22 protein-coding genes are annotated in these 26,128 nt (G+C 59.7%); 12 read left to right on the forward strand and 10 right to left on the reverse strand.

Translation table 11 applies throughout. The annotated features are described in order from the left end of the window. The 3 genes from ACYU7Z_RS16965 to ACYU7Z_RS16975 form a co-directional block, all read left to right on the forward strand. On the forward strand, positions 1 to 737 hold a 737-nt coding region (locus tag ACYU7Z_RS16965; protein ID WP_460572644.1), incomplete at its 5' end, for a PKD domain-containing protein. 126 nt (positions 738 to 863) lie between these two features. Further along, complete coding sequence (locus ACYU7Z_RS16970; protein ID WP_460572646.1) at positions 864 to 2,276, forward strand: FAD-binding oxidoreductase; 1,413 nt, start codon at positions 864 to 866, stop codon at positions 2,274 to 2,276. 1 nt (position 2,277) lies between these two features. Further along, a complete protein-coding gene (locus tag ACYU7Z_RS16975; RefSeq protein ID WP_460572648.1) occupies positions 2,278 to 2,925 on the forward strand; it encodes a hypothetical protein in 648 nt (215 codons plus the stop codon). Positions 2,926 to 3,075: 150 nt separating this feature from the next. Here ACYU7Z_RS16975 and ACYU7Z_RS16980 read toward each other — a convergent pair whose 3' ends face one another. Beyond that, a complete protein-coding gene (locus ACYU7Z_RS16980) occupies positions 3,076 to 3,612 on the reverse strand; it encodes an LOG family protein (protein WP_460572650.1) in 537 nt (178 codons plus the stop codon). 88 nt (positions 3,613 to 3,700) lie between these two features. On the opposite strand from ACYU7Z_RS16980, the gene ACYU7Z_RS16985 reads away from it, so the two are divergent. The 5 genes from ACYU7Z_RS16985 (at position 3,701) to ACYU7Z_RS17005 (ending at position 9,479) form a co-directional block, all read left to right on the forward strand. Continuing rightward, entirely contained in the window at positions 3,701 to 5,200 is a 1,500-nt protein-coding gene (locus ACYU7Z_RS16985) for a sodium:solute symporter (RefSeq protein ID WP_460572652.1), read from the forward strand. Then, on the forward strand, positions 5,197 to 5,844 hold the full coding sequence (locus tag ACYU7Z_RS16990) for an O-methyltransferase (protein WP_460572654.1): 648 nt from the start codon (positions 5,197 to 5,199) through the stop codon (positions 5,842 to 5,844). The genes ACYU7Z_RS16985 and ACYU7Z_RS16990 overlap by 4 nt, the downstream gene beginning before the upstream one ends. Positions 5,845 to 5,917: 73 nt before the next feature. Continuing rightward, a complete protein-coding gene (locus tag ACYU7Z_RS16995) occupies positions 5,918 to 7,144 on the forward strand; it encodes a glucosaminidase domain-containing protein (RefSeq protein WP_460572656.1) in 1,227 nt (408 codons plus the stop codon). Between the two features lie 2 nt (positions 7,145 to 7,146). After that, the gene (gene hpt / locus ACYU7Z_RS17000; RefSeq protein ID WP_460572658.1) at positions 7,147 to 7,689 is read left to right on the forward strand and encodes a phosphoribosyltransferase; all 543 of its coding nucleotides are present in this window, start codon (positions 7,147 to 7,149) and stop codon (positions 7,687 to 7,689) included. Between the two features lie 50 nt (positions 7,690 to 7,739). Next, positions 7,740 to 9,479: a vWA domain-containing protein gene (locus ACYU7Z_RS17005; protein ID WP_460572660.1), complete on the forward strand. Its 1,740-nt coding sequence runs from the start codon at positions 7,740 to 7,742 to the stop codon at positions 9,477 to 9,479. Between the two features lie 196 nt (positions 9,480 to 9,675). Here the strand turns inward: ACYU7Z_RS17005 and dnaJ are convergent, their stop codons facing one another. Beyond that, positions 9,676 to 10,848, reverse strand: a complete 1,173-nt coding sequence (gene dnaJ / locus ACYU7Z_RS17010; protein ID WP_460572662.1) for a molecular chaperone DnaJ — start codon at positions 10,846 to 10,848, stop codon at positions 9,676 to 9,678. A gap of 43 nt (positions 10,849 to 10,891) precedes the next feature. Next, entirely contained in the window at positions 10,892 to 11,464 is a 573-nt protein-coding gene (locus ACYU7Z_RS17015; protein WP_460572664.1) for a nucleotide exchange factor GrpE, read from the reverse strand. A gap of 214 nt (positions 11,465 to 11,678) precedes the next feature. Here ACYU7Z_RS17015 and ACYU7Z_RS17020 point away from each other — a divergent pair, with 214 nt between their 5' ends. Next, the gene (locus ACYU7Z_RS17020) at positions 11,679 to 12,851 is read left to right on the forward strand and encodes a class I SAM-dependent rRNA methyltransferase (RefSeq protein ID WP_460572666.1); all 1,173 of its coding nucleotides are present in this window, start codon (positions 11,679 to 11,681) and stop codon (positions 12,849 to 12,851) included. 221 nt (positions 12,852 to 13,072) lie between these two features. Here ACYU7Z_RS17020 and ACYU7Z_RS17025 read toward each other — a convergent pair whose 3' ends face one another. The 6 genes from ACYU7Z_RS17025 to ACYU7Z_RS17050 all read right to left on the reverse strand — a co-directional run bounded on the left by ACYU7Z_RS17025 (position 13,073) and on the right by ACYU7Z_RS17050 (position 21,451). Continuing rightward, positions 13,073 to 13,411, reverse strand: a complete 339-nt coding sequence (locus ACYU7Z_RS17025; protein ID WP_460572668.1) for a T9SS type A sorting domain-containing protein — start codon at positions 13,409 to 13,411, stop codon at positions 13,073 to 13,075. 81 nt (positions 13,412 to 13,492) lie between these two features. After that, positions 13,493 to 13,972 carry a peroxiredoxin gene (locus ACYU7Z_RS17030; protein ID WP_460572670.1) on the reverse strand — a complete coding sequence of 160 codons (480 nt, stop codon included), beginning with the start codon at positions 13,970 to 13,972 and terminating at the stop codon, positions 13,493 to 13,495. A 78-nt stretch (positions 13,973 to 14,050) separates the two neighbouring features. Beyond that, complete coding sequence (locus ACYU7Z_RS17035) at positions 14,051 to 15,064, reverse strand: PorP/SprF family type IX secretion system membrane protein (protein ID WP_460572672.1); 1,014 nt, start codon at positions 15,062 to 15,064, stop codon at positions 14,051 to 14,053. Positions 15,065 to 15,100: 36 nt separating this feature from the next. After that, the gene (locus ACYU7Z_RS17040; protein WP_460572674.1) at positions 15,101 to 19,444 is read right to left on the reverse strand and encodes a PKD domain-containing protein; all 4,344 of its coding nucleotides are present in this window, start codon (positions 19,442 to 19,444) and stop codon (positions 15,101 to 15,103) included. An 87-nt stretch (positions 19,445 to 19,531) separates the two neighbouring features. Next, positions 19,532 to 19,948, reverse strand: a complete 417-nt coding sequence (locus ACYU7Z_RS17045; protein ID WP_460572676.1) for a hypothetical protein — start codon at positions 19,946 to 19,948, stop codon at positions 19,532 to 19,534. Between the two features lie 21 nt (positions 19,949 to 19,969). Continuing rightward, entirely contained in the window at positions 19,970 to 21,451 is a 1,482-nt protein-coding gene (locus tag ACYU7Z_RS17050) for a carboxypeptidase M32 (RefSeq protein ID WP_460572678.1), read from the reverse strand. Between the two features lie 748 nt (positions 21,452 to 22,199). Between ACYU7Z_RS17050 and ACYU7Z_RS17055 the strand changes: the two genes are divergently transcribed. The 3 genes from ACYU7Z_RS17055 (at position 22,200) to ACYU7Z_RS17065 (ending at position 25,001) form a co-directional block, all read left to right on the forward strand. Beyond that, entirely contained in the window at positions 22,200 to 23,603 is a 1,404-nt protein-coding gene (locus ACYU7Z_RS17055; protein WP_460572680.1) for a hypothetical protein, read from the forward strand. A 146-nt stretch (positions 23,604 to 23,749) separates the two neighbouring features. After that, positions 23,750 to 24,376 (forward strand): hypothetical protein, encoded by a 627-nt coding sequence (locus tag ACYU7Z_RS17060; RefSeq protein ID WP_460572682.1) that lies wholly within the window; start codon positions 23,750 to 23,752, stop codon positions 24,374 to 24,376. A 55-nt stretch (positions 24,377 to 24,431) separates the two neighbouring features. After that, the gene (locus ACYU7Z_RS17065) at positions 24,432 to 25,001 is read left to right on the forward strand and encodes a Crp/Fnr family transcriptional regulator (protein WP_460572684.1); all 570 of its coding nucleotides are present in this window, start codon (positions 24,432 to 24,434) and stop codon (positions 24,999 to 25,001) included. A gap of 130 nt (positions 25,002 to 25,131) precedes the next feature. Here ACYU7Z_RS17065 and ACYU7Z_RS17070 read toward each other — a convergent pair whose 3' ends face one another. Next, complete coding sequence (locus ACYU7Z_RS17070) at positions 25,132 to 26,109, reverse strand: YitT family protein (RefSeq protein WP_460572686.1); 978 nt, start codon at positions 26,107 to 26,109, stop codon at positions 25,132 to 25,134. Between the last annotated feature and the right edge of the window lie 19 nt (positions 26,110 to 26,128).

The following is a 26,128-nucleotide window of genomic DNA, read 5'->3' on the forward strand; positions in this document are numbered from 1 at the left end:
CGCCTTCCTACATCGCGCTGACCAATGCCTCCCAGGGCGGGCAGACCTTCCTCTGGAACTTCGGCGACAACACGACCTCCACGGCCTCCACGCCGCCGCCGCACTTCTACGCCGCCCCCGGTACCTATACCATTACCCTGTCGGTGGTGGACTCGGGCACCTGCAACATCACCGATACCACCAGCGTACGCATTACCCTGTACGACAAGCCCACGGCCGGTATCGGCACGGTGGCGCCGCAGCCGCCGGTGCCCAATACGGCGCTGAGCTTCGAGAACACATCGTCCAGCGATGCCATCCAGTTCAAGTGGCTCTTCGGCGACGGCGACTCGCTGCTGACGCGCGACCGCTTGCCGGTACGACACGAGTACAATACGGCCGATTCTTTCGAGGTGCTGCTGGTGGCCTACAACCCGGCGGGCTGCCCCGATACGGCGCGCCACTGGGTGCGGACGCTGGTGGAGCCGGCCATCGACGTGCCCAACGCCTTTTTGCCGCTGAGTGGGGGCACCAACGCGGTGGTGTATGCCCGCGGCTTTGGCGTGGCCACGCTGCACTTTACCATCTGGAACCGCTGGGGCCAGAAGGTGTTCGAGACCAATGACCGCCGCATTGGCTGGGACGGCACCTACGGGGGCAAGCTGCAGCCCATGGACGTGTATGCCTATACCCTGGAGGTGACCTTCATCGACGGGAAGAAGGCCAGCAAAAAAGGTGATATTACCCTGATCCGGTAGAAGTGTATTTGCAGGCCATTCCATCGCGCGTGCCCTGCCGGGTAACGTGCGGGTTGACGCGAACAAGGATCTCAAGACATCGAACCCTAATTCTACCGAACTTTACCGCCCACCAGCAAGCCGTGTATGTTGAATGTGACTGCTCCTGTTCTCCAGCTGCTCGATGTGTTCCGCGGCATCGTAGGGGAGGACCATGTGTTTGTAGACCCCGAGGTGCTCGACGCCTATGCCTCCGATGAAACCGAGGACCTGCACTTCCTGCCCGATGTGGTGCTGAAGCCCCGCACGACCGCGGAGGTCAGCGCCATTCTCCGCAGCTGCAACGAGCAGCGGATCCCCGTAACGCCGCGCGGCGCGGGCACCGGCCTTAGTGGCGGCGCACTCCCGCAGCTGGGTGGCGTGCTGCTGTCGCTGGAGCGGATGAACAGCATCCTCGACATCGACGAGCGCAACCTGCAGGTAACCACCGAGCCCGGGGTTATCACCGAAGTGCTGCAGAATGCCGTTCGGGAGAAAGGCCTTTTTTATCCGCCCGACCCGAGCAGCCGCGGCTCCTGCATGATCGGCGGCAACATCGCCGAGAATTCCGGTGGCCCGAAGGCCGTGAAGTATGGCGTGGTGAAAGACTACGTGCTCAACCTAGAAGTGGTGCTGGCCTCCGGCGAAGTCATCTGGACGGGCGCCAACGTGCTGAAGAATGCAACCGGCTATAACCTCACGCAGCTCCTTGTTGGCTCCGAGGGAACGCTGGGTATCGTGACGAAAATCGTATTGCGCCTTATCCCGCACCCGCAGCAGGACCTGCTGATGCTGGTGCCGTTCCGCTCGGCCGAAAAGGCCTGTGCCGCCGTCAGCGCCATCTTCCGCGCCGGCTACACGCCGAGTGCCATGGAGTTCATGGAGCGCGACGCCCTTGAATGGGTGATGCGCTTTGTCGACAACAGCATCGTGCCCATCGAAGACGATATCGTGGCGCACCTGCTGATTGAAGTGGACGGCAACGATAGCGACCTCCTGATGAAAGACATGGAAGGCATTGCGGCACTCGTGCAGGACTACGATTGCGGCGACATCCTCTTTGCCGACGACGCGCAGCAGAAGGCGGAACTCTGGAAGCTTCGCCGCCGTGTGGGAGAGGCCGTGAAGTCCAACTCCATCTACAAGGAAGAAGATACCGTGGTTCCGCGCGCCGAGCTCCCGCGCCTGCTGGCGGGTGTCAAGGCCATCGGCAATAAATACGGCTTTCATTCCGTTTGCTACGGGCATGCCGGCGACGGCAACCTGCACGTCAACATCATCAAGGGCGACCTGAGCGACGAGGCCTGGAACGGCTCGCTCAAGGATGGCATCCGCGAAATTTTCACCCTGGTGAAAGAACTGGGCGGGACGATCTCCGGCGAGCATGGCATCGGCCTGGTGCAGAAAGAATACATGCCCATCGTGTTCGACGACGTGCAGCTGTCGCTGATGCGCGGCATCAAAAAATTATTTGACCCCAACGGCATCCTCAACGCCGGAAAAATCTTTGAGACCGAATAATATGAAGAAAACCCTCCTGACCTTGCTGTGTCTCGCCCTTATCGGCAGCACCTTTGCCCAATCCGATTCTGCCCGTCATGGATTTCAGAAAGACCGCCTCTTTACCGGCGGCACCGTTTCGCTGGGCTTTGGCTCCGGCTACTTCCTTGGCGGCATCAACCCCGTCCTCGGTTACGAGGTGGCCAAGTGGCTCGACGCCGGCATCGCCATCAATTATACCTACACGCAGCAGCGCTACCTGGCCACTGATGTTTACGGGCGCGCCGTGGATGACAAGGCCCGTCAGAGTGTATACGGCGGCGGTATTTTCACGCGCCTCTTTCCTGTCAACTTCCTCTTCGCCCAGGGGCAGCTGGAGCACAACTTTATCAATTTCAAATACTACCCGCCGAATGGCGGCACGGTGCAAAAGGACGATCGCCAGGCTACGAGCCTGCTCCTCGGCGCGGGCTACACGTCGGGCCGCGGCTCGGGTGGCCCTTACGGCTACCTCGCCGTGCTCTTCGACGTGCTGAAGGATCCCAACTCGCCCTATGTCGACAACTACGGCCACATGCAGGCGCAGGTGCGTGCCGGTATCAATATCCCGCTGTTCCGCGGCAAGCGCAACGCCAGCTTCGACAGAGGCGGACCGCTGCATAGAGACTGATGTCTGATGTAGGAACTCGGATGTCTGATGTAATGAAAAAACGGATCGCAGGGCGATCCGTTTTTTGTTAGCTGTCCTATATACCAGCCTCAAATCCGAAATCTGAAATCTGAAATCCGAGATCCTACATCCTACATCCTACATCCTACATCAGAGATACCTTTCTATTTCCTCCGGTTTATTCAGAACGATCACCTGCTCTTCCACCTTGGTGTACAGGAATCCTTCTTCCTGCATTTTCTGGAGGTGCACGATGAGGTGGTCGTAGAAGCCGGATGTGTTCAGGAGAAACACGCGCTTGTCGTGGATGGCGAGCTGGTTCCAGGTGAGGATCTCAAAAAGCTCGTCGAGCGTACCGAAGCCGCCGGGGAGAATGATGGCCGCGTCGCACATTTCGTAAAGCGTGCGTTTGCGCACGTGCATGTCTTCCACCACCACGAGCTCGGAGATGTCGGTGTGCTGGTGTTCCCACTGCGTGAGCACCTGCGGGATGACGCCACGCACGGTGCCGCCGGCGCCCATCACCGAGTCGGCGGAAGCACCCATGAGGCCGTTGCGGCCGCCTCCGTAAATGAGCGTCACGCCGCGGTCGGCAAGCAGCCGGCCGAGGGCTTCGGCGTCGGAGCGGAAGGCCGGGTTGTTGCCGTATTTGGAGCCACAGAATATAGCAAGGGCGTTGATCTTCATGAGGGGTGCTTTTGGCAAAAGGAAGGCAAATTTCGCTAACTTCAAAAAATCGGGTTGTAATCTTGCACGCGAACACAAAAAGATAATCATGTCGGCCAGCTTGCTCTTCTCGCTCGTGATCGGGTATTTCGTGTTGCTGCTCGTGGTGGCCTGGATCACGGGACGTAAGTCGAACAACGAATCGTTCTTTATCGGCAACCGCAACTCCAACTGGATGCTGGTGGCCTTCGGCATGATCGGCACCTCGCTGTCGGGCGTCACCTTCGTGAGCGTTCCCGGCGCCGTAGGCAAGGAAGGCTTCGCGTATTTCCAGATCGCCATCGGCTATATCATCGGCTACCTCACGATCGCGTACGTGCTGCTGCCGCTTTACTACCGGCTCAACGTCACGTCCATCTACAACTACCTGAAGCAACGCCTCGGCATCACCTCCTACAAAACCGGCGCTTCCTTCTTTATCCTCTCCCGTACGCTCGGCGCTACGGCGCGTCTCTACCTCGTGGTCAACATCCTGCAGGACCTGTTGCAGAATGCCTTCGGCGATGCCTTCCAGGTTCCGTTCTGGCTCACCACGCTCGTGATCCTGCTAATGATCCTGCTGTATACGTTTGAAGGCGGCGTCAAAACGATCGTGTGGACCGACACGCTGCAAACAACCTGCATGCTGGCGGGTCTCGTCATCTGCACGTTCTACATCCTGAACACGCTCGGCCTCAGCCTGGGCTCCGGCATCACGGCCATGAAAGGAGCAGGGCTCACCAAAATGTTCTGGGGCGATCCCAACAGCAAGCTCTTTTTTGTGAAGCAGATCCTCGCCGGCGCCTTCATCACCATTACCATGACCGGCATGGACCAGGAGATGATGCAGAAGAACATTTCCGTGCGCACCCTCCGCGACTCGCAGAAGAACATGATCACTTTTTCGCTGGTGCTTACGGTAGTGCTGCTGCTGTTCCTGTTCCTGGGCGGACTGCTGCACCTCTTTGCCGCCAGCCAGGGTGTTGCTGCCACGGGCGATAAGCTCTTCCCGGCAGTAGCGCTCAACCACATGCCGCCCTTTATCTCCATCATCTTTATCATCGCCCTCATCTCCGCGCTCTTTCCGAGTGCCGACGGTGCCATCACGGCGCTTACCTCGTCGTTCTGCATCGACATCCTGGGTCTTCGCCGCCGCAAGGACTGGGACGAAGCACAGCAGAAGCGCGTACGCCAGATGGTGCATCTTACGTTCGCTGCGGTGTTCCTGCTTTTCGTAATGGTCTTCAAATGGATCAATTCGGGCTCGATGATCGGGGTGATCCTCAAGGTGGCGGCCTACACGTACGGACCGCTGCTCGGTCTTTTCACCTTCGGCCTTGTTACGAAGCGCGCTGTGCGCGACGACCTGGTGCCCGTGGTCTGCATCGTGGCGCCGCTGCTCTGCTTCGTGGTCGATAAGTTCCAGGCAGAATTGCTTGGCGCTTTCCAGATCGGGTCGGAGCTGCTCATCCTCAACGGGCTGCTGGTATTCATCGGGCTGCTGCTGATTTCGAAGCCGGCCAATGTGCAGCCCGAGCTGCGGGCGGAAGGCGAACACGCACGTATATGAAAGACGATATCGATTACGCGAAGGCGCACGACTATGCCGAGCGGTACAGCTCCCCCGAAGACGCGCTGCTGCAGGAAGTAGCGGCCTATACCGAAGCCCATCACCCGAAGGCCCATATGCTCAGCGGTCATTTGCAGGGACGCTTTTTGGCGATGCTGAGCAAGATGATGCGCCCGCGCCGCATACTGGAGATCGGCACCTTCACCGGCTACAGCGCGCTGTGCCTTGCCGAAGGACTTTCGGACGACGGAACACTGCATACGGTGGAGCTTCGTGCCGATGATGCGGCCGTAGCGCAGTCCTTCTTTGAAAAAAAATCGAAAAAAAATATACAGCTGCACATCGGCGAAGCATTGGAAATTATCGGCCGGCTGGACGAAATCTGGGATCTCGTTTTTATCGATGCCGACAAGGTTTCGTACAGCGCGTATTTTAACGCCGTTCTGCCCCGATTGCGGCCCGGAGGGGTTATTTTTGCTGACAACGTTCTTTTCCACGGCCAGGTGCTGGCCGATGAGATCAGGGGCAAAAACGCCAGGGCCATTCAGGATTTCAACGACTTTGTGCGCGACTGTCCCGATGTGGAACGGGTACTGTTGCCCTTGCGCGACGGCCTCTTCCTCCTTCGCAAGAAGGATTGCTGATGTGAGCGCATCAGGAGAACCTAACCATTGTCAAACCCATCCTGGTACGCCAGGAGAAAAAACAAATCGTCCGATGAAACAGAGAAGCCTGCCTTTTGCACAACTGCGCGCCCGCGCCGTAAAGCTGAGCTTATCGCTGCTGGTCCTGCTGGTCAGCGCTTCGGCCTTTGGTCAGAATTCCCTCGCTGTTCGTCAATACATCGAGCGCTTCCGTGATATAGCCATCGCCGAGGAGCTCCGCACAGGCGTGCCCGCCGCCATTACGCTCGCGCAGGGCATCCACGAATCCTCGGCCGGCAAGAGCGACCTCGTAACACGCTCCAACAACCACTTCGGGATCAAGTGCAAAACCGAATGGACCGGTGCCCGTGTGTACCACGACGACGATGCCCGCGGCGAGTGCTTCCGCAGCTACGATGCGCCCGAGCAGTCGTACCGCGATCACTCCGACTTCCTCAAGAACCGCTCGCCGTATGCCGCGCTCTTCCGTCTCGACCCGACCGATTTCGAAGGCTGGGCTTACGGGCTGAAGCGTGCCGGCTACGCCACCAACCCGAAATACCCGCAGATCCTCATCAAGCTGATCCGCGACTACAACCTCCAGGATTATACGCTGATGGCTCTTGGCCGCAAGCCGAAGCCCGATGCTGACATGGCCGTGCGCAGCAACAATGGCGACGCCCAGTATGCGGCCCAGGTAACGTCCGAGCCGACGGTGGCCCCGGCCAAAGCAGACCGCTACCCCGCCGGTATCTTCCGCATCAACGAAACACCGGTGATCCATGTGCCGAAGGGAACTTCTTTCGTGGCCTTTGCCCAGCAGCAGGGCATTGCGCTAACGACATTATTCGACTTCAATGATATGAAGCCGCAGGATGTCGCCGACCGCGACCTGCTGATGTTCCTTCAGCGCAAGAAGCGCGCGGGTGCATCGGACCTGCACGTAGCGCAGGAAGGCGAAACGCTTTGGGAAGTGGCCCAGTCGGAAGGCGTGCAGGTGAGCGCGCTGCTCGATTACAACGGTCTCGGCTATAACCGCTCCTTCGTGGCCGGTGAGCTGATCGCCCTGTCGGGCAAGGCCTCCCGCCCCGAGTTCACGACGCCTGCAAAGTCCACGTCCGCAGCTCCCGCAGCCGTGCCCGCCGCATCGGGAACGTTCTTCGTACACACCGTGCAGCCGAAGGAAACGCTCTTCTCGCTGGCAAAAAAATACAACGTGCGCGTGGAAGATATCCAGCAATGGAATAACTTGCCCAGCTCCGGCCTTCGGGTGGGACAGGAGGTTCGCATCAAAAAATAGTAATGACACCAATCAAGCTGCACGACAAGACTTTCGATAGCTATCTTTCCGAAGAAACCATCCAGTCCCGCATCCGCGAGCTTGCCGCCCAGATCGACCGCGATTACGCCGGCAAGCGCCCCCTCTTCATCGGCATCCTCAACGGCGCCTTCATGTTTGCCGCCGACCTCTTCAAGAACCTGACCGTCGAGGCAGAGATCTCCTTCATCAAGCTCGCTTCGTACAGCGGCACCAAAAGCACCGGTCGCGTCATCACCGCCATCGGTCTCGACCAGGACCTCATCGGCCGCGACGTGATCGTGGTCGAGGATATCGTAGATACCGGTAAAACGCTGGCCGAGTTCCTCCCGCAATTCCGGCACAACCAGCCGGCTTCGCTGCGCATTGCCACACTGCTCCACAAGCCCGAAGCCACCCAGTTCGACCTGACGCTCGACTATGTCGGCTTTGCTATTCCCAACAAGTTCGTCGTCGGCTACGGCCTCGATTACGACGGTATCGGCCGCAACCTGCGGGAAATTTACCAGTTGTCCGGAAACGCCTGAGCTTTCCGGTAATTGTTCGTATCTTCTGCCGGTACCCACGGGAACTATTTTTGAGAAAAGCGCTTTTCATAGCATTGCTCCTGCTGCTATATGACGTTGCCACTGCCCAGAACAATTACTTCAAGGGCGAGGTGCGCGACGAGCAAGGCACGATCCTGCAGAATGTAAGCATCCTGCAGGCCGCTACCGGCTATTTCGCCTATTCCGGTCCTGATGGCACCTTCGGTATCCTTTCCCGGGAGCAGAAAGATTCCTTTGTTTTTTCCCTCGACGGTTACGAGAAGAAGGCGCTGCTCGCCGATGCGGCCAGCTATCTCAGGGTGACGCTGCGCAAGGCGCCCCGCACGCAAGTGCACCAGCTGTCCTCGCGCACGCCCAACCTCCGCTTCGAGCAGCAGCAGCAATGGTTCAATGGCGATGAGACCTATGCCAGCACCGTGGAAAACGGCTTCGTGGCGGCCAGCTCGTACCCGAGCACGGGGCTTACCCTCAATATCGACCGGGCCTCGTACAGCAACGTGCGTCGCCTCCTCAACAGCAAGTCGCTCGTGCCGCCCGAAGCGGTGCGTATCGAGGAGCTGCTCAACTATTTCAACTTCGATTACCGCGAACCCGCCCGCGGCGAGAATTTCGCCATCGAGCCCGTGCTCACCACCTGCCCCTGGAATGAAGGGAACTGGCTCCTGCTGGCACAGGTCCGCTCGCGCAAGCTACCGCTGCAGCACCTGCCGCCAAGCAACCTGGTGTTCCTGGTGGATGTGTCGGCATCGATGGATGCGCCCAACCGCCTCCCGCTGCTCAAGGCCGGCTTCAAGGGACTCGTGCAGAATCTCCGCGACGTCGATACCGTATCGATCGTGGTGTATGGCGGATCGGTGGAAGTGTACCTGCGGCCCACCGGAGGCGATCGGAAGGCCGACATCATCCGCGCCATCGATGCCCTCGAGCCGGGCGGCAGCACACCGGGCGCTTCGGGCGTAAAGCTCGCCTACGACCTCGCCCGCGAGCACTTCCTCGCCAAGGGCAACAACCGCGTGATCCTCGCCACCGACGGCGACTTCAACGTGGGGCTTCGCTCCGAAACCGACCTCGAGGACCTGATTACGGAGGAGCGCAAGTCGGGCGTATACCTTACCTGTCTCGGCGTCGGGATGGGCAATTACAAAGACTCCAAGATCCAGGCGCTGGCCCAGAAGGGCAACGGCAACTTCGCCTATATCGACAACTACAACGAGGCGCAGAAAGTACTGGTGAAGGAATTCACCGGCACGCTGTACTCCGTAGGCGACGATGCCTCCTTTCATGTGCGCTTCGATCCTTCGGTGGTGAAGAGCTACCGCCTTATCGGCTTTGATAATAAAATGGGTGCGATGAAAGACAGCAGCTCGGCCCTTGAGGGCGGAGAGGTGGGCTCAGGCTCCTCGCTGCTGGTGGCCTACGAGATCGAGCCCGTGCGGCCCGATGTCGCGCCCGATCATTCGATGCGCTTTTCGCTGCAATACCGGGAGCCGGGTGCGGTACTGCCCTGCACGGATAACGTTACGCCGGGCCTGCAGCTGCAGCCCTTCGCGCAGCTCGCGAAACCCTACCGCTTTGCGTCGGCGGTGATCCTCTTCGGCTCGCTGCTCAAGGAGTCGCGGCATGTAAAGGAAAAGCTCTGGAGTGAGATCCTCCCGCTTGCGCAGGGCAGCGCCGATCCCAACGATGCCCTTCAGAAAGAATTCGTGCAGCTCGTGGAAAAGGCCAAGGCCATCTATGCGTCGCGGAAGCGGAAGAAGACAACCTCCTAATCATGTCCGTCATGGCGAGGTATCTCCGCGAAGCGAGGGATACCGAAGCCATCTCTCGCAAGCTGGCGCTGCCGTTTCATCGGAAAACAGACTCAACCCGAAAGCGATTGCTTCGCTGTGCTCGCAATGACGGGTAGAAGGTATGCATCCGCCATTGCAGCACACAAAAAAGCCTCCGTGAGGAGGCTTCTATTACTTACGAGAACATTTCCCGCATTTTGTCGAAGAACGACTTGGAGCCTTTCTCGGGTTGCGGCTTGAAGTTGCCGGAGCCCTGGAGCTTTTCGAGCATCGCCTTCTCGTCGCTGCTGACGTGCTGCGGCGTCCAGATATTGACCTGCACGAGCTGGTCGCCCTTCTCGTAGGAGTTGACGGCGGGGAAACCCTTGCCTTTGAGGCGGAATACCTTCCCGCTTTGCGTGCCCGGCGGGATCTTGATCTTGGCGCGGCCGTCGATGGTCGGCACTTCCACCGAGGTGCCGAAGACGGCGTCGGGGAAGGAGAGGTGCAGCTCGTAGGCTACGTTGAGGCCTTCGCGCACGAGCTCCTTATGCGGCTCTTCCTCGATGAGGATCACGAGGTCGCCGGCAGGACCGCCGCGCTCGCCCGCGTTGCCGCGTCCGCTGATGTTGAGCTGCATGCCTTCCTGCACACCGGCCGGAATATCGATGGTGACGGTTTCCTCGCCGTAGGTGCGGCCTTCGCCTTTGCAGTTGCTGCACTTGGCCGTTACAACCGAGCCCTCGCCGTTACAGGTGGGGCAGGTGGTGACGGTCTGCATCTGGCCGAGGAAGGTACTGGTGACCTTGCGCACCTGGCCGGAGCCGCCGCAGGTACCACAGGTTTGCACGGAGCCTTTGTCTTTGGCGCCCGAGCCGCTGCATACGGTGCACGGAACGTATTTCTTGACCTTGATATTCTTGGTAACGCCCTTGGCGATTTCCTCGTAGGTGAGCTTCAGCTTGATGCGGAGGTTGGACCCGCGTGTGCCGCGGGCACGGCGCTGGCCGCCACCGCCACGCTGACCGCCCTGGCCCCCGAAGAAGGAGCCGAAAATATCGTCGCCGAAGATGTCGCCGAACTGGCTGAAGATGTCCTCCATGTTCGGGCTGCCGCCGCCGTAGCCGCCGCGGCCCGCGCCGGCTACACCGGCATGGCCAAAGCGGTCGTACTGCTGGCGCTTGTCCTGGTCGCTGAGTACCTCGTAGGCCTCGGCCGCTTCCTTGAATTTCTCCTCGGCGGCTTTATCGCCGGGGTTGCGGTCGGGGTGGTATTGCATCGCCACCTTGCGGTAGGCCTTTTTGATCTCGTCCGCCGCGGCTCCTTTGGCCACGCCCAGCACTTCGTAATAATCTCTTTTCGTAGACATGAATGGTTTACTCTTTTTTGGGTCAGCTGGCAAATGCCGGCGACTATTTTCCCACGACCACTTTTGCGAAGCGGATGATCTTGTCGTTGAGCGTGTAGCCCTTCATCACCTCGTCGACCACCTTGCCCTTCTGGTCATCGCCGGCGGGGATCTCGGTGATGGCCTCGTGGAAGTCGGCATTGAACTCCTGGCCCTTAGTGTCCATGGCCTTGAGGCCGCGCGACTGCAGGGTGCTGCGGAGCTTGTTGAAGACGAGCCGGATGCCCTCCTTGATCTGTGCGATGTCTTCCGTCTTTCCGAGCTGCTGCTCCGCGCGCTCCGAATCATCGAGCACGTCCAGGAGGCTCACGATAACGTCCTTGCCGGCCGTTTGAATAAGCTCGATGCGCTCCTTGGCCGTCCGGCGCTTGAAGTTGTCGAACTCGGCCGCGAGGCGCAGGTACTGGTCGTTCTTGGCGTCGAGCTGCGCCTTCAGGGCCTCCAGCTCGCTTTCCTCGGCTACCGGCTCGTTGAGGTGCTGGTCGCCGGGCGTATTGTCATCTACGTTGATGTTGACAGTTTGGTCCGCGTCCTGCGGGTCATTTTGTCCGTTCAGGTTTTCGTTCATATCGATCATAGCGCAACAAAATTGGCTGCAAAGGTAAGGGGCAAGAGTTGCGCCAGTGGGGATTTTACGACAAATTGACGGCCACCGGCCGGAGAGAAGGAACGCGGATTTGTTATGATCTTTATGATTCGCGCAGATAAACACTTCAGACTTAACCAATCTTAATGGTCTGCGTTCTTTCTCTCCTCGCGCTTGCGCCAATCCTTGCCTACCTTTGCCGGCTATGTCCCAAGTTCATCTCCGCCGGAAGATCGCGCCCCGCGTCGCCAACGGCCATCCCTGGATCTTTGCCAATGAAGTCGAGAAAGTAGAGGGCAGCCCCGAGCCGGGCGCCGTGGTCGACGTCTTTTATGCCGACGGCAAGTTTGCGGGCAAAGGCTACTACAACGCCGCCTCCCAGATCATGGTGCGCCTCCTGACCCGCAACGCGAAGGAGACCGTGGACGAAGCTTTTTTCAAAAAGAAGATCGAGCAGTGCTGGAAGTACCGCCAGGCGATCGGCTATACCGAAAACTGCCGCCTTGTGTTTGGCGAGGCCGACGGCCTGCCGCAGTGCATCATCGATAAGTTCAACGACTACTTCGTGATCCAGACCCTGGCGCTCGGCATCGACCGCTGGAAGCCCGCGCTGGTGAAAGCCCTCGAGGAGATCTTCCAGCCGAAGGGCATCTTCGAGCGCAACGACGTGCCGGTGCGCGAGCTCGAAGGCCTTCCGCAGCAAAAGGGTTTCCTGAGCGCGCCCTTCGACACGGGGATCATCATCAACGAGAACGGCCTGAAGTTTCACGTCGACATCGAAAACGGCCAGAAGACCGGCTACTTCCTCGACCAGCAGGACAACCGCCGCGCCATCGAGCATATCGTAAAAGGGCAGGACGTACTCGGCGCCTTCACCTACACGGGCACCTTCGAGATCCATGCCGCGCACTACGGCGCCAAGTCGGTGCTGGGTCTCGACATCTCGCAGGGCGCCGTTGACCAGGCGAACCGCAATGCCGCGCTCAACGGGCTGGAGCAGATCGTGAAGTTCGAGCAGGCCAATGCCTTCGATGTGCTGAAGGCCTGGGGCAAGGAAGACAAGCGCTGGGATGTGGTGATGCTCGACCCGCCGGCCTTTACGAAGAGCCGCGCCAACATCCAGAAAGCCATCACCGGCTACAAGGAGATCAACCTGCGGGGTATGAAGCTGCTCAAGCCGGGTGGCTTCCTGGTCACGTCCAGCTGCACCAACCTGGTGCCCCCCGACCTCTTTTTGCAGATCATCGAAATGGCGGCCCGCGATGCCCGCCGCCCCATTCGCCAGGTTACCTTCCAGACGCAGAGCCAGGACCACCCGATCGTGTGGGGGATGGAGAACACACAATACCTGAAGTTTTTGATCGTGGAAGTGGGATGATACCCCTTCCAGGGCGTCATTGCGGGGAGGGGCGTCCTGATCGGGCGCAGCGACGAAGCAATCGGATTCGGGTGTGGCAGGGGAGCAATCAGGATGTTCAACCCGGCGCCGATAGCTTCGTTGCCCTCCGGGCGCCTCGCAATGACGGTAGGCTCCGCCTCTTCACACTACAAACAACAAAAAGCCCCGCATCGCGGGGCTTTTCAATATTATTTTCAAGATTACTTGGAGACCTGGAATTTTCCGGATTCGATCATCTTGCCGTTCTTATCCCACAGCTGGTAAATGTATACGCCGCGGAGGTAATCGGTGAGGTTGAGCGAGGTGCGCTGGGCCACGTTGCTGGCGTCAAACACCTTGCGGCCGAGGAAATTGTAGACCTGGAGGGTATAGCCGCGGTCGAAGCTACGGCTGAAGTCGAACGTGATCTGCGTCGTAGCCGGGTTCGGGTAGAAGCGGAGCACGCTCGTCGGCTCGCCGCTGAAAGACGCGCGGGTCTGCGCGCCGGCTCCGGCTGCAAGTGAGAGGGTCAGTAAAGTAAAAAGTACAAGTCGCTTCAACGCTTTTCTCCTTTTTTTAGTGTGAGCAAGTTACCATCACTGGGTTAAAAAACAAAACTTTTGCCGGAAATTGGTAAAGGATCACCAAGTTTTGGCCCCGATTCCGGCCAGCGCGGCCTTAATAGCGGCAAAATCAGGCTGTTCGCCGGCATTGTCGAGCACCTCGGCATACCGGATCTTTCCCTCTCCGTCCAGCACAAAGGCAGCCCGCTTGGACACGCCCTTTAAACCTAAGATGAACTCTTCATACAAGGCGTTGTATGCTTTCGACACTTCTTTGTTAAAGTCACTGAGGAGCGGGAAGTTGAGTCCCTGGTCTTCCTTGTAGCGCGCCAGCGTAAAGGGCAGATCCACCGATATTCCAATCGGTTGGGCGCCCAATTCTTCGTAGCGCGAAAGCTCGTCGCGCACCGAGCAGAGCTCGGCCGTGCAAACCGACGTGAAGGCGGCGGGGAAGAAAAGCAGCAAAACGGGCTTGCCGCGCAGCTGCGACAGGCTGACCATCTTGCGGTCGGAATCCGGGAGCGTGAAATCGGGGGCGGCGTCGCCAATCTGGAGCATAGTTGTTTTTAGGGGTAACAAGAAGGGGATCGAAAAAGTTGCCCGGCGTCAAACCCGGCCACGCATCCGCCTTGCCGCCTAATATTTCGGGCAGAAGATAACGCCCTTCATTTCCTCGCGGTGCTTGTTGGTGCCGATATAGGTCACCCCGAGCTCGAAGCCGCCGCGGCCCTGCGTCGAGGTTTTGAGCTTGGAGATATTGACGTCGTAGCTGAACGAAAAGGAAAACGGGTGGTAATCAAGCTTGATCACCGGTACAAAGGCATCGTTCCAGCGAAGGAAGGCACCGCCGTGAACCGTATACACCGGGTTATCGAGCTCGGGACCCATCTTGAGTCCGTAGAGCACGCCCAGGATGCTTTCCTGGTACTGTCCCTGTTTTGAAAAGTCGCCCTGCAGGTTCAGGTAGCTTGCCTCGGTAACGCTGAAGCGGATGCCGCCGGAGAAGACAAGCTTGGGGGTGAGCTCGGTGGAGGCGTCCTGGTAAAACGAGCGCTTTGGCCGGTTGAAGTGATGGTAGGCTACGGCCAGGAACAGGTTGTCGTCCGATTTCTCGCGCCACTGCGTGTTGAACGAAATGCCGGTGGCCATATCGAGGTAGCTTGCCCTCGGGCCGCTGATGTTTTCGCCGTCGGAGCCGTTGTTGTACCAGTCGCTCGTCTGCATCTTGCTGCGGTCGATGCGCGTTTGCACAAAGCCGCCCATGAAGCCGACCGAGAGGTAGCGGTTTACCTCGGTGCTGAGCGATTTATGGTAGTTGACTGCAGGCAGTACATGCGTTGTTTTCCACGACACGGTACCGGCTTGGTCGTAGAGCACCTGGGCGGCCACGGTCAGGAAGTCGTCGGCCTTGCCGATGGGCATTTTGTACTCGCCGCTCAGCGAGGTGCTGCGGTACGCGTTGGTCACGCTGTTCCACTGGTTGCGGTACAGCGCCTGCACGCGGATATCGCCGGTGAAGATGCCTGCCAGCGCGGGGTTGCGCAGCAGCGGGGCCTGGAAAAACTGGGAGAAGTGCAGGTCTTGTGCCTGCAGCGTGCCGCCCAGGAAGCAGAGAGTGCTCAGGGCACACAGCTTGCGGAAGGTGTTCATCGTCGGTCGGTGTTTAGGTTAAGCTATTTGCCCACCTTATCGGATCAGGGCCACGTTGCCTTCAAACTTGAGGACCTCGCTGTTTTCGCAGAAGACCTCAACCTGGTATACATACACATCTGGTGCCGCTTTTTGCCCCTTGTACATGCCGTCCCAGCCGTAGGACGGATTGTTGACGGGGAAGTCGCGCGCCTCGAACACCACCTCGCCCCAGCGGTTGAACACGCGCAGCGATTTAAGCCGCGAGAGGCCATTGCCTTCCACGAAGAAGCGGTCGTTATGCCCGTCGCCGTTGGGCGAAAAGGTATTGGGAACAAACACGCGGGCGCCCTGGCAGAGCACGAGCACCTGCACGGATGCCTTGTTCTTGCAGCCGTTGCTGTCGATGGCCGTCACGGTGTACAGTGTATTGAAGCTCGGGGTGGCAACGGGTTCCGGGCAATCGGTGCAGCTGAGTCCCTGCGCGGGGCTCCAGAAGTAACTCTGCACGCCCGACGAATACTGGCCGCTGAGCACGGCCGGTACGCCTGCGAACTTCGTGATCTGCGCCGGGAGCGTTACCAGCGGGAGCCCGTTAACGAGGAGCTGCTGGTGCAGCGTGTCGCGGCAGCCACTGCTGTTGACCACCACGGCCATCACATCGAACACACCGGTCGTATCATACACCTGCACGCCCGGGTTCTGCAGCGTGGAGCTGTTGCCGTTCGGGAAGACCCACTGCCATTGCACTACCGATGTGTCCGGCACCAGGAACTGTCCTGCGTAGGGCACACGGTCGCGGCGGCACACGATGCTGTCGGCAACGATCGCTACCTGCGGTGTGGCCACCACTTTCACGGGGCCTTTCATCATCGTATCGGTGCAGCCGGCCTGTGTGTTGACCACGAGTGTTACGTCGTACTGGCCCGGTGCGGTGTAGGTATGGCTCGGGTTGGGCGCCGAGGCCGTACCGCCGTCGCCGAAGGTCCACTGGTAGTTCACGATCGGGTCGTTGGACGTAGTGGAGTCGGAGTTGGCCTGCAGCGTACCGCGGTCGCAGAATAGCATCGAGTCGAGCTCAAAGCGCGCATGCGTTCCCAGCAGGCTGATGGTGCGCGTTCCGACAAGCGCGATGGTGCATTGCCCCGACAACTCGCGCATGATGATCCGCGGAACGAAGTCGCCGAAGTCGGTATAGCGATGCAGGATCGCGTTGATGCTGGTGTCGACAACATTACCGTCGCCGAAGTCCCACACGAAGCGGGCATTCATGGGTGCAAAGGCGCTGAAGTCGACATTGAGCGGCGTACAGCCGTTAAGCGGTGAGTAGTCGAGCCGCGCGTCGGCCTGGTCGTGCACCACCATGTTCTGCGTTGTGGAATCCTTGCATCCGCCGTAGGCCGTGATCACGAGCTTCACCGGGTAGGTGCCCGGGCGAGTGTAGAATGCATACGGGTTCGTTTGATTGGAGGTGCCGAGCCCCGGGCCGAAGCTCCAGGTGCTCATGTAATAGAAATCCGAGGTATTCTGGAACATCGCCTGGAAGGGCGTGCAATAGGTAACGAGGTTGTTCGCGGTAAAGGAGGCATGCGGAACCTTGACGTGGATGAAGGTGTCGCGGTGCAGGCTGTCGCGGCAGCCGAGGAAATCTTCCACCAGCAGCGTCACTCCATAGTAGCCGGTGTCGGCAAAGGGGTGCATGGCGTTGTAATCGCTGGACGTACCGCCATCACTGAATTGCCAGGTCTGTGCGAAGGGCAGGTCGGCCTGAGTCAGGTTGGTGAAATAAAGGTTGCTGCCCGGGCAATATTCACGGATCGCCGTAAAGTCGGCATGGATACGCGAGGTGCGCACGAACTGGCGCTTCAGGATGCTGTCGGAGCAGCCCGAAGAATCGGTTACGATGAGGCGGATGTCGAAGTCGCCCGTGGTATCGAACGTGTGCGTGAAGGGCGGTGCCGTAAAGGGCGTGCGGAGGGAGTCGCCGAAATCCCACACCCAGCTGCGGATCCCGTTGCGGCCATCCGTGCGCGACGAGTCGGTGAAGGTCACCGTCATGCCGCGGCAGCCACGCGGGTTCAGCGCGCCGAAGTTGGCAATCGGGCCGTTCACACGTACCTGGCCGGAATCGGTTCGGGTAAAACGGCAGCCAAAGGAGTCGATGGCGGTGAGCGTTACGTTGTAGATGCCGGGATTCGGGTAGTTGTGCACGGCATTGTCGCCCTGCGTCGTGTCGATACGGGAGCCGTCGCCGAAGTTCCACTGGTACTTACGGAAGATGCCGAGGTCAGCCGCTTCCACGCGGAGGCGGGCTGTAAAGGGCTTGCAACCCACGCTGTCGATGCCATTGATGCGGGGCTTCCGGTCGGTCACCACAAGGGTCTTCGATAAGGTATAGCTGCAACTACCGTTTGTGGTCGTCAGCTTGATCGTGTAGGAGCCGAAGGCCGGGAACTGGTGTGCGGGCGGGTTCTGTCCGGAGTAGGTGCTGCCGTCGCCGAAGTCCCAGGTCCATCCCGTTGCGCCCACGGAGCGGTCGATGAAGGTGTAGGAAAGCTGGTCGGCACAATCGGGGCGCCAGGTAAATTTCGACACCGATGGAAGCACAGTGATGTAGCGTGGCTTCAGCAGCCGCTCGCGGCAGCCGTTGTTGATCGCCGTCAGCGTGATGTTGAAGTGGCCTGTATCGGCAAAGACATGAATGGGGTTCACTTCGGTGGAGCTGGTGCCGTCGCCGAACTCCCATTGGTAGTCGGTGGCATTGGTGCTCTGGTTGGTAAAGGTCACGCCCGGGTCGGCGCAGGCGGTGGTGGGTGTGCCTACGAAAAGCGGTACCGGGTGCGTGCCCACTTTCACGCCTTCGCGCAGCGTATCGCGCACGGTGCAGCCATCGCTCGTGGTTATCGTGAGGGTGATGTCGTAGGTGCCGACGTTGGGGTAGATGTGGCCGGTCGAGTCCTGTGTCGACGGCGCGCTGCCGTCGCCGAAGTTCCAGGACCAGGAAGTAACGCTGCCGAATGTTTGCACATTGGCTTTCATGCCCACAGTATCAGGGATACAACCTTCCGCGGGCAGTCCCACATAGCTGATGATCGGCTTGCGGATGTTGATCAGGTTATTGCGGGTGAGCGTGTCGCTGCAGCCGCTCGTATCGGTGGCGATAAGCGTTACCGAGAAGGAGCCCATGCTGTTGTAGGTATGCGACGGGTTCTGGTCCGAAGCGGTCCCGTTGTCGCCGAAAAGCCACTGGTAGCTGCTGCTCAGCGACGACGTGTTGGTGAATTGCACGGCAAGCGGCGGCTGGCAGCGGCCGCTGTCCGACACCGTAAAGGAGGTCTGCGGCACGGTGCTTACCGTAAAGGTCTTGTCCACCGAATCCACGCAGGTGGCGTAGGTGTTCACGAGGTGCACGCTGTAGGTGCCGGGCGTCGCAAAGGATACGCTCGCATTGGCCAGCGTGTCGCGGGCACCGTTGGAGAAGGTCCACTGCGATGCGATCGGGCGCGGCAGGCTGCTGTTCATAAAGGTCACCGTTTGCCGCGGGCAGATATGCGCCGGGACTTCGAGGTCGGTGTTGACGCGGCCCACCACGATATCGGAAGCGGCCGAGTCGGAGCAGCCCAGCGAGCTTGTTGCCAGCAGCAGCACATGGTAGGTTCCGTTGGTCTGGAAGGTATGCGAGGGAGACCCGGTGCCTGTGGTTCCGCCGTCACCGAAATTCCAGCTGTACGAGATCGTGCCGGGGCCCGTTGAGTTATTGGTAAAGTTGACGGTGGCCGGGGCGCGGCACACGCCGGGATCGCTCCAGGTAAAGCGGGGCGTAACGCCGGGATTGACGTTTACGAAGTTGGGCATCGAGAACAGCTTGCGGCAGCCCGCGCTGTTCGTGATGGTCAGTGTAACGGTATAGGAGCCCGCGCCGCGGAACACGTGGGTGGGGTTGGGGCCCGTAGCGGTCTGTGCATCACCGAAGTCCCATTCCCAGTTGGTGATGGTCGCGCCGCCCGGTGAGGTCGACTGGTCCTGGAACTGCACGACGGCCGGCGAGCAGCCCGTGGTACGGTCGGCCGTGAAGTTGACGGTCGGCTCTTCCAGTACCGTGATATAGGCGGTCTTCGTTACGGAGTTTGTGACGGCGCCGTTGTTGGTCGTGACGGTGAGCGTAACCGAGTAGGTGCCGGTATTGAAGTAGGTAGCGGAAGGATTCTGCAGGGTGGAGCTGGCGCCGTTGCCGAAATCCCAGTGCCAGCTCGTCGGCCCGCCGCTGGAGCGGTCCTGGAAATTGACGACAATAGGAGAGCATCCCTGCCGGATATCGGAGGTGAAATCAGCGGTTAGCTGGCCCTGAACGCTGAGGGTTCCGGCCAATAATAGCAGCAGTAGGAGGATTCGATGGTTCACTCGGTCGGTGTTTAGGTAGGGCCCCGGAGCTGTGGAAATAGAGGCCCGTTCCCTTGCGTGTGCAAAAACAACGCCGCTTCGCGAATCCTAGAGTTTATCCATGTGCATCCGGCGGGTTTCGCCGTTTACGAGCCGCTCTGCATCTACCGACGTCTCGCTTGAATTGGTGATGGTCCAGGTGCCGTTGATGAGGGAAAGAGGTTCCGCGGTTGTGGGGAAATTACCCGTAACGGTGCGGTTCGGAAGGTCGTAGTTCCAGCCGCCACTGAGCTGCATGGTCCCGTTGTAATAGGCATCCACGGTCTGGTTGGTATTGAACTGGAAAAGATAGCTGCTGAAGGCGGCGGCCTGGTCGGTGCTCCCGGTACTGAAGGCATTGATCTTCCAGCGACCGTTGGTGATGACCTGGATGGCGGCCTGCTCTTGTTTTTGCTCGATCAGTTTCTTGCAGCTGCCCAGGAGCAGCGGGGTGGAGAGGAGGAGTACGGTGGTAAGACGGTTCATAAGGGGATCAGATGGGTTTTATCAGCCGAGGCGGTATTTCTGCCGGACGTACCTGATGAAGTACGCACTGCTCAACGATTGTGCCGTAATTCGCCGGCAAAGCGCATCGCTGCTGTAATGGCGGCCATGAACGTGGATCTGCGCCCGCAGCCAGGCGAGCAGGCCGCCCGTGCGGCCGGCCCGGATCTCCTCTTCGAGGCCGGGGAGGGCATCGGCCGCGGCGGCGTAGAACTGCGCGGCATAAAGGCTTCCAAGGCTGTAGGTCGGGAAGTAGCCGAAAGAGCCGTGGCTCCAGTGCACATCCTGCAGCGCGCCCTGGCGGTCGTCGGGCGGCGTTACCCCGAGCCACTTCCGGTAGTTTTCCGCCCAGTAGGCCGGGATGTCGGCCACGGCAAGGCTGCCTTCGATGAGGGCCTTTTCGAGGCTGTAGCGGATATACACGTGAAAATGATAGGTGACCTCGTCGGCCTCGGTGCGGATCAGCGAAGGCTGCACTTTGTTGATGCCGCGGAAAAAGCGCTGTGGGTCCACGCCGCGGAGCTGCGCGGGAAAATAGTGCTCCAGCTGCGGCAGCCAGTGCTCCCAGAAGGCATAGCTCCGGCCGACGTTGTTTTCCCAGAGCCGCGATTGCGATTCGTGTATCGACAGCGATGCGGCCTCACCAAGGGGGAGCCCGTATTGATCGGGCGGCAGCCCCTGCTCGTACAGGGCATGCCCGACCTCGTGGATGCTGCTCCAGGTCATGTTGCTGAAGTCGTTGGCGTCGATGCGGGTGGTGATGCGCACGTCCTGCGCCGAGAAGCTGGTGGTAAAGGGATGCTCGCTGCGGTCCTGGCGGCCCGCGGCCTCGTCGAAGCCAAGCTGGCGGATCAGGTCGAGGCCCCACTGCCACTGGGTGTCGGGCGCGTACGGCTGCTTCAGAAAGGAGTCGTCGGCGGGCGGCTGCGCAAGCAGCTCGTCGAGCAGGCCTTTGAGCTGGGGCAGGAGGTCGCCGAACACCGCATCGAGCTGCGTGCTGCTCGCTCCCTTTTCATACTCGTCGAGCAGGGCATCGTAGGGATGAACGCTGTAGCCAAGGGCTTCGGCTTCTTCTTTTTTCAGCTCCAGCATCTCGCTGAGGGCCGGCGCGAACACCGCGAAGTCGTTTTGCCGCCGCGCCTCGATCCAGCTGTGAAAGGCCTTGTTGCCGGCATCCGAAAGCCGGCGCACGAGCGAGGCGCTGTATTTCTTGTTCTTCTGGTAGTCTTCCCGGCTCAGCTCCACGTTGCGTCGCTGCCGCTCGTCAAGGCCGGTGGAGGCGAGCAGTTCGTCGAGCAGGGCGCCGAGGCGCTCGCTGCTGAACAGGTCGTGGGCCATCTCCGAGAGCGTGCTCAGTTGCTGCCCGCGGAAGTGTGCGCCCTTCGGCGGCAGGTAGGTTTCCTGGTCCCATTGCAAAACGGCCGATGCGTAGCGGATGTCGGCGATCCGCTGCATCTGGCTGACATAATCGGAGTAAGCGGCCATGCGACAAATGTACTCCTGTATCGCGTAGTCATCGTGCACGGTAAGCCGGGCTGTCGCGATTGGGGTTTTCAGGAAACAAAATAAACCGGGAACGCTGCGGCAACGGTGATGAATGACCGGTTACCGCGTCAGCAGCAGAGCCGGCAACGGAATTTTCGCCTGCGGATTTGGAATAGGGAACGGAACAAATGATTTATCGTCAAGCGGTTAGCCGCGGGCTTTTCCTGGCGGCCACGCAAATACGTATTTCTACTGATTCCGGGCCTGAAGTTTGTGATTAGTTTCACGGAATCGCGGACGCGCCGCAGCTTGCTGCGCGCGTCACCAGGATCGTCCTGCTTCGTACATGCGAAGCTTATTTCCAACACGCTCGTACACTATTGCAGCATTGGTATCGCTCGCGCCGGCACCCGGGTTTTCGGGGTCGCTTGCGCCGCATGCCGGGCTGCACTTGTGTTTGAGGTGATGAACCGGACCGAACCGGCAATTGCTAACCTAAAAAGCGCCTACTATGCAGTACTGCTGCAGGCTCATCCCTGTGTTTGTACGGTATGCCCCCGTCCGACGGTTTACCGGAACGGACGCCTCTCCACCGGGCTGCCAGAGCTCCCTAACCGTTTCATTTACGACTGTACAACAGCACCTGCGGGCAACGGGCATCCTGCGTCAAGCTTGTGGCGGTTGTGCATTGCCGTTATACACCAATGCAGCCTCAACGATCAATCAATAACCTTTCAACTGACCCTACATGAAACTGTCAATTTTACCTCGAACTGCAGTGGCCTTCTGCCTGCTCGGCACCGGCCTCCTGACAGGCCTCCCGGCTGCGGCACAGCCACAGACACCGGCCGATTGTAAAGTGGGATGCACCTCCAACGACGTGCAGATCATCCGTGCTTTCCTCGTAGACCCCAGCACCAACCTCGAGCTGACGTCTTCCTTTGCCTGCAACGGCACGGCAACGGTGAAGCTGGGGCTGGAGCTGACCACGAAGACACCGCGCGTCGGCGTCGAAGTGTACGCCAACATCAAAAACTTTTCAAACGGTGTTGTAGGCAGCCTGCTCACCAACACCAAGCAATGCTTCAGCGTCGCGCTGAACCAGCCGACAAACCGCGTTGTTTTTCAGAGCACGTTTTCCTGGACCTGCGGCGCGTCCATCGTGCTCACGGATGTATTCCTGGCCTGGGGCACCGGCAATACCGATTATTGCCAGGGTAGCGCGGCGTTCCGCTGCCCCGGAACTCCGTCCAAGTGCTACCAGCTGCCCCCGGGCCAGTATATCCCGATCCAGGTTCCGACTTCCACATCGGCCTCCGCAACTGCGTGCGCCGACCCCGGCGGCACAACGGGAACCTTCGACCTGCGCACGCTTGTGGACGATGTATCCGGCGGCCAGACAAACGTCGTCGTGACCTGGTACAGCGACTCCACGCTCAGCACGCTGATCACCGATTCCACCTCGTACAGCACCGACGACACTACGATCTACGCCAAGGTGGCCAACAGCTCCAATTCATCCATTTACAGCCGCGCCAAAGTTACCCTCACGGTTACCGAGAGCCCCGCGACGCCGACGATCTGCGCGGTACAACCCTCGCTGTGCGGGCCTGCAACAGGGTCCATTAAGGTGCTGAGCCCGACGGGCGGAAGGTATGAGTACAGTATCAACGGAGGCACATCCTGGCGCTCGAGTCCGCAATTCGACAGCCTTGCGGCAGGCTCCAGTCCCTACATCCTTATAAGAGCGAACGGTTGCGTTTCGGATACGGCGTTCTGCAGTGACGCAACCACGTGCAGCAGCAACGCGCGACTGAACAATGCTGTGAGCACACAAAAGGCGCCCAGCAAGAATATGCGAACCATTCGTCCGAAGGAAACCGGTGGCAATGAGCTGAAGGTGCAGGCTTATCCCAATCCCTTCCGCAATACGGTCAGCTTCAACTTCCGCACGCCCGTTTCCGGTCGGGTGTTGCTCGAGGTGTATGATGTGGCCGGGCGCCGGGTAGCTGCTACGAATTACGGCTATGCAGAAGCCGGAACGGTACGCACGGTGACCCTTTCGCTGAAAGGAAATGTCAACGCTTTGGTTTTGTACTGCCTGACCGTCGGCAGTAAGACCGTGAACGGTCGGCTTTTGCAGCAGGATTGATCGTTTAGCAGCGTTTCCAAGGAAGCCGCTCCTTTCCAGGAGCGGCATTTTTTTTCTCCATCGAAACAATGCTTTGCGGTGCCGGCCGGCAAGGACTGTGTTCCTGAAAGGAACGGCAGCCGTATTTTTACGGCAAACCAAAACCAATGAACCGACGCCTGCCCCTTTTTCTTGCCTGCCTGCTTGTTGCGCTTGCTGCCTCCGCGCAGGAAGCGGCCGATACGTCGGCAGGGATCCGCGACCTGTTGCGGGTAACCTTCCTGAGCCCCGGTGTCACCTATGAAAAGCGCGTCGGCCGTTTCCAGTCGGTGCTCGCGGAAGCCTTTGGCACGCTTTCCTTTTCGCTGGCGTCGTCAAGCGCGCTGGGCACCCGCTCGGATGCCCATATCGACCCGGCGCTGATGCTGCAATACCGGTTTTATTACAACCAGCGGGCACGTGAGGCTGCCGGGCGACGCACGGCCAACAACAACCTCAATTTCGTAGGGCCGCTGTACCGGGTGTATTGGTCCAGGCGGCGCCTCAACGACGTTTCCCTCGCCGAGCCCGAAGCGCGGGCCGTTCATTCACTCGGCGCCGTGTGGGGCATCCAGCGCAATTACCCGAAGCGCTTCAGCCTCGAGCTTTCCCTGGGGCTGGGCTACTACTTCTCGAAAAATATCCGCTACGAATACAACCAGAACGGCGACGTGGTCAAGAGCACCCAGAATGTTAACGGCTACACCAGCGTGGGCCAGTTCAGCATCGGTTTCTGGCTGGGCAAGCGCAGGTGATGAGCGCAAGCCACAACGATACTTTCCGCACCGCATCGATCAACAATGGAACCGCATGAACCAGGACCGTCTCCTTGGAAATATCGGCCGCTTTCACCCGCTCAGTGCCGCTGCGCGCGAGGCGATCGGCAGCGCTTTTGAAGCGCAGACGCTGGCGCGCGACGAGGAGCTTGTGCGCGCCGGGCAGGTTTGCCGCCATCTTTATTTTCTTGAAAGTGGCGCCCTTCGCGGCTACTACCTGCTCGATGGCCGGGAGGTAACGCACTGGTTTGCGCTGGCTGAGGAATTCGTAACCTCCTTTCACAGCTTCAGCACCGGTACCGCCTCCGTTGAGACGATCGAGCTGCTCGAAGACTCGGTGCTGTGGGCGATTTCGAAAGAGACGCTCAGCGCGCTGCTCGACACGCACCCCGAGCTCGAGCGGGCCCTCCGGATTGCGTACGAGCGCTACTATATCCGCCTCGAGGAGCGCTACGTCAACGCGCAGTTCCGCACGGCGGCGGAGCGCTACAAGGATCTCCTGGAACAACAGCCGCAGCTGCTGCAGCGCGTGCCGCTCGGTTACCTTGCCTCCTGGCTCGGCATCAGCGCCGAAACCCTGAGCCGCATCCGCGCCAAACGCTGAATGGATAGACCCCAGATCCTAGATCCGAGATCTTAGATCTGAGATCTTAGATCCTAGATCCTAGATCCTAGATCCTAGATCCGCGATCCGCGATCTGTGATCCTGGATCCGCGATCCTCCATTCTCTCGTTCACCCTCCCTTTATCTTCTTCAGCGGCTTGCGCTTCACCAGTCCTCCACGGGTTTCTTTCACCGGGTGCATCACGAGGAAGGCGTTGCGGTCGATGGCTGCCACTTCGGCCTTGAGGCGGTTCAGCTCGAGGCGGCTCACCACGGTAAAGATGATATCGCTGGTGTTGGTTTTTTCGCCGCTCTTGCCCACTCCGCGCTTGCCCTGGTAGATGGTGAGGCCGCGGCCCAGGTTCACGGTGATCATATCGCTGATCTGCCGGCTCTTTACCGAAATGATTGTGACACCCGTGAACTCGTCGATTCCTTCCAGGATGAAGTCGATGGTTTTGGACGCTGCGAGGTAGGTGAGGATGGAATACAGCGCGGTCTCTACCGACAGCAGCCAGGCCGCGACGCCGAAGATGCAGATGTTGAAGGCCAGGATAAAATCGCCGACCGACAGGTTGCTGTTGCGATTGAGGTAAATGGCCAGCACCTCGGTGCCGTCGAGCACCGCGCCGCCGCGGATGCTCATGCCGATGCCGGCGCCCAGGAAAAACCCGCCGAATACCGATACGAGGATCTTGTCGTTGGTGACGGTGGGGTAGGGCACCAGGTAAAGCGCGAGGGCCAGCAGCCCGATAGCCGAGATACTGCGGATGCTGAAGCCGCGGCCGATCTGTTGCCAGCCGAGGATGATAAAGGGAATGTTGAGGACTACGATCAGCAACTCCAGCGACCAGCCGCTCACACGTTGCGTGAGGAGCGAAATGCCGGTGACGCCGCCATCGATAAAGCCGTTGTGCAACAGGAATCCTTTGAGGCCGAAGCCGGCGGAGAGCACACCGAGCAGCACCTGGAACACATCGAGCACGCCGTGGCGCCAGCGAAGCCTGCGTCGCCGCGCGGCCCGCAGGCGCCGCACCGATTCAATACTCCGGCCACCCTCGCCCTGCATCATCGTGTTGAATATGGTAAAAAGCTGCGGTCCTGACATGATGTATGTGTAAAATAGG

Source organism: Flaviaestuariibacter terrae, assembly GCF_054777635.1.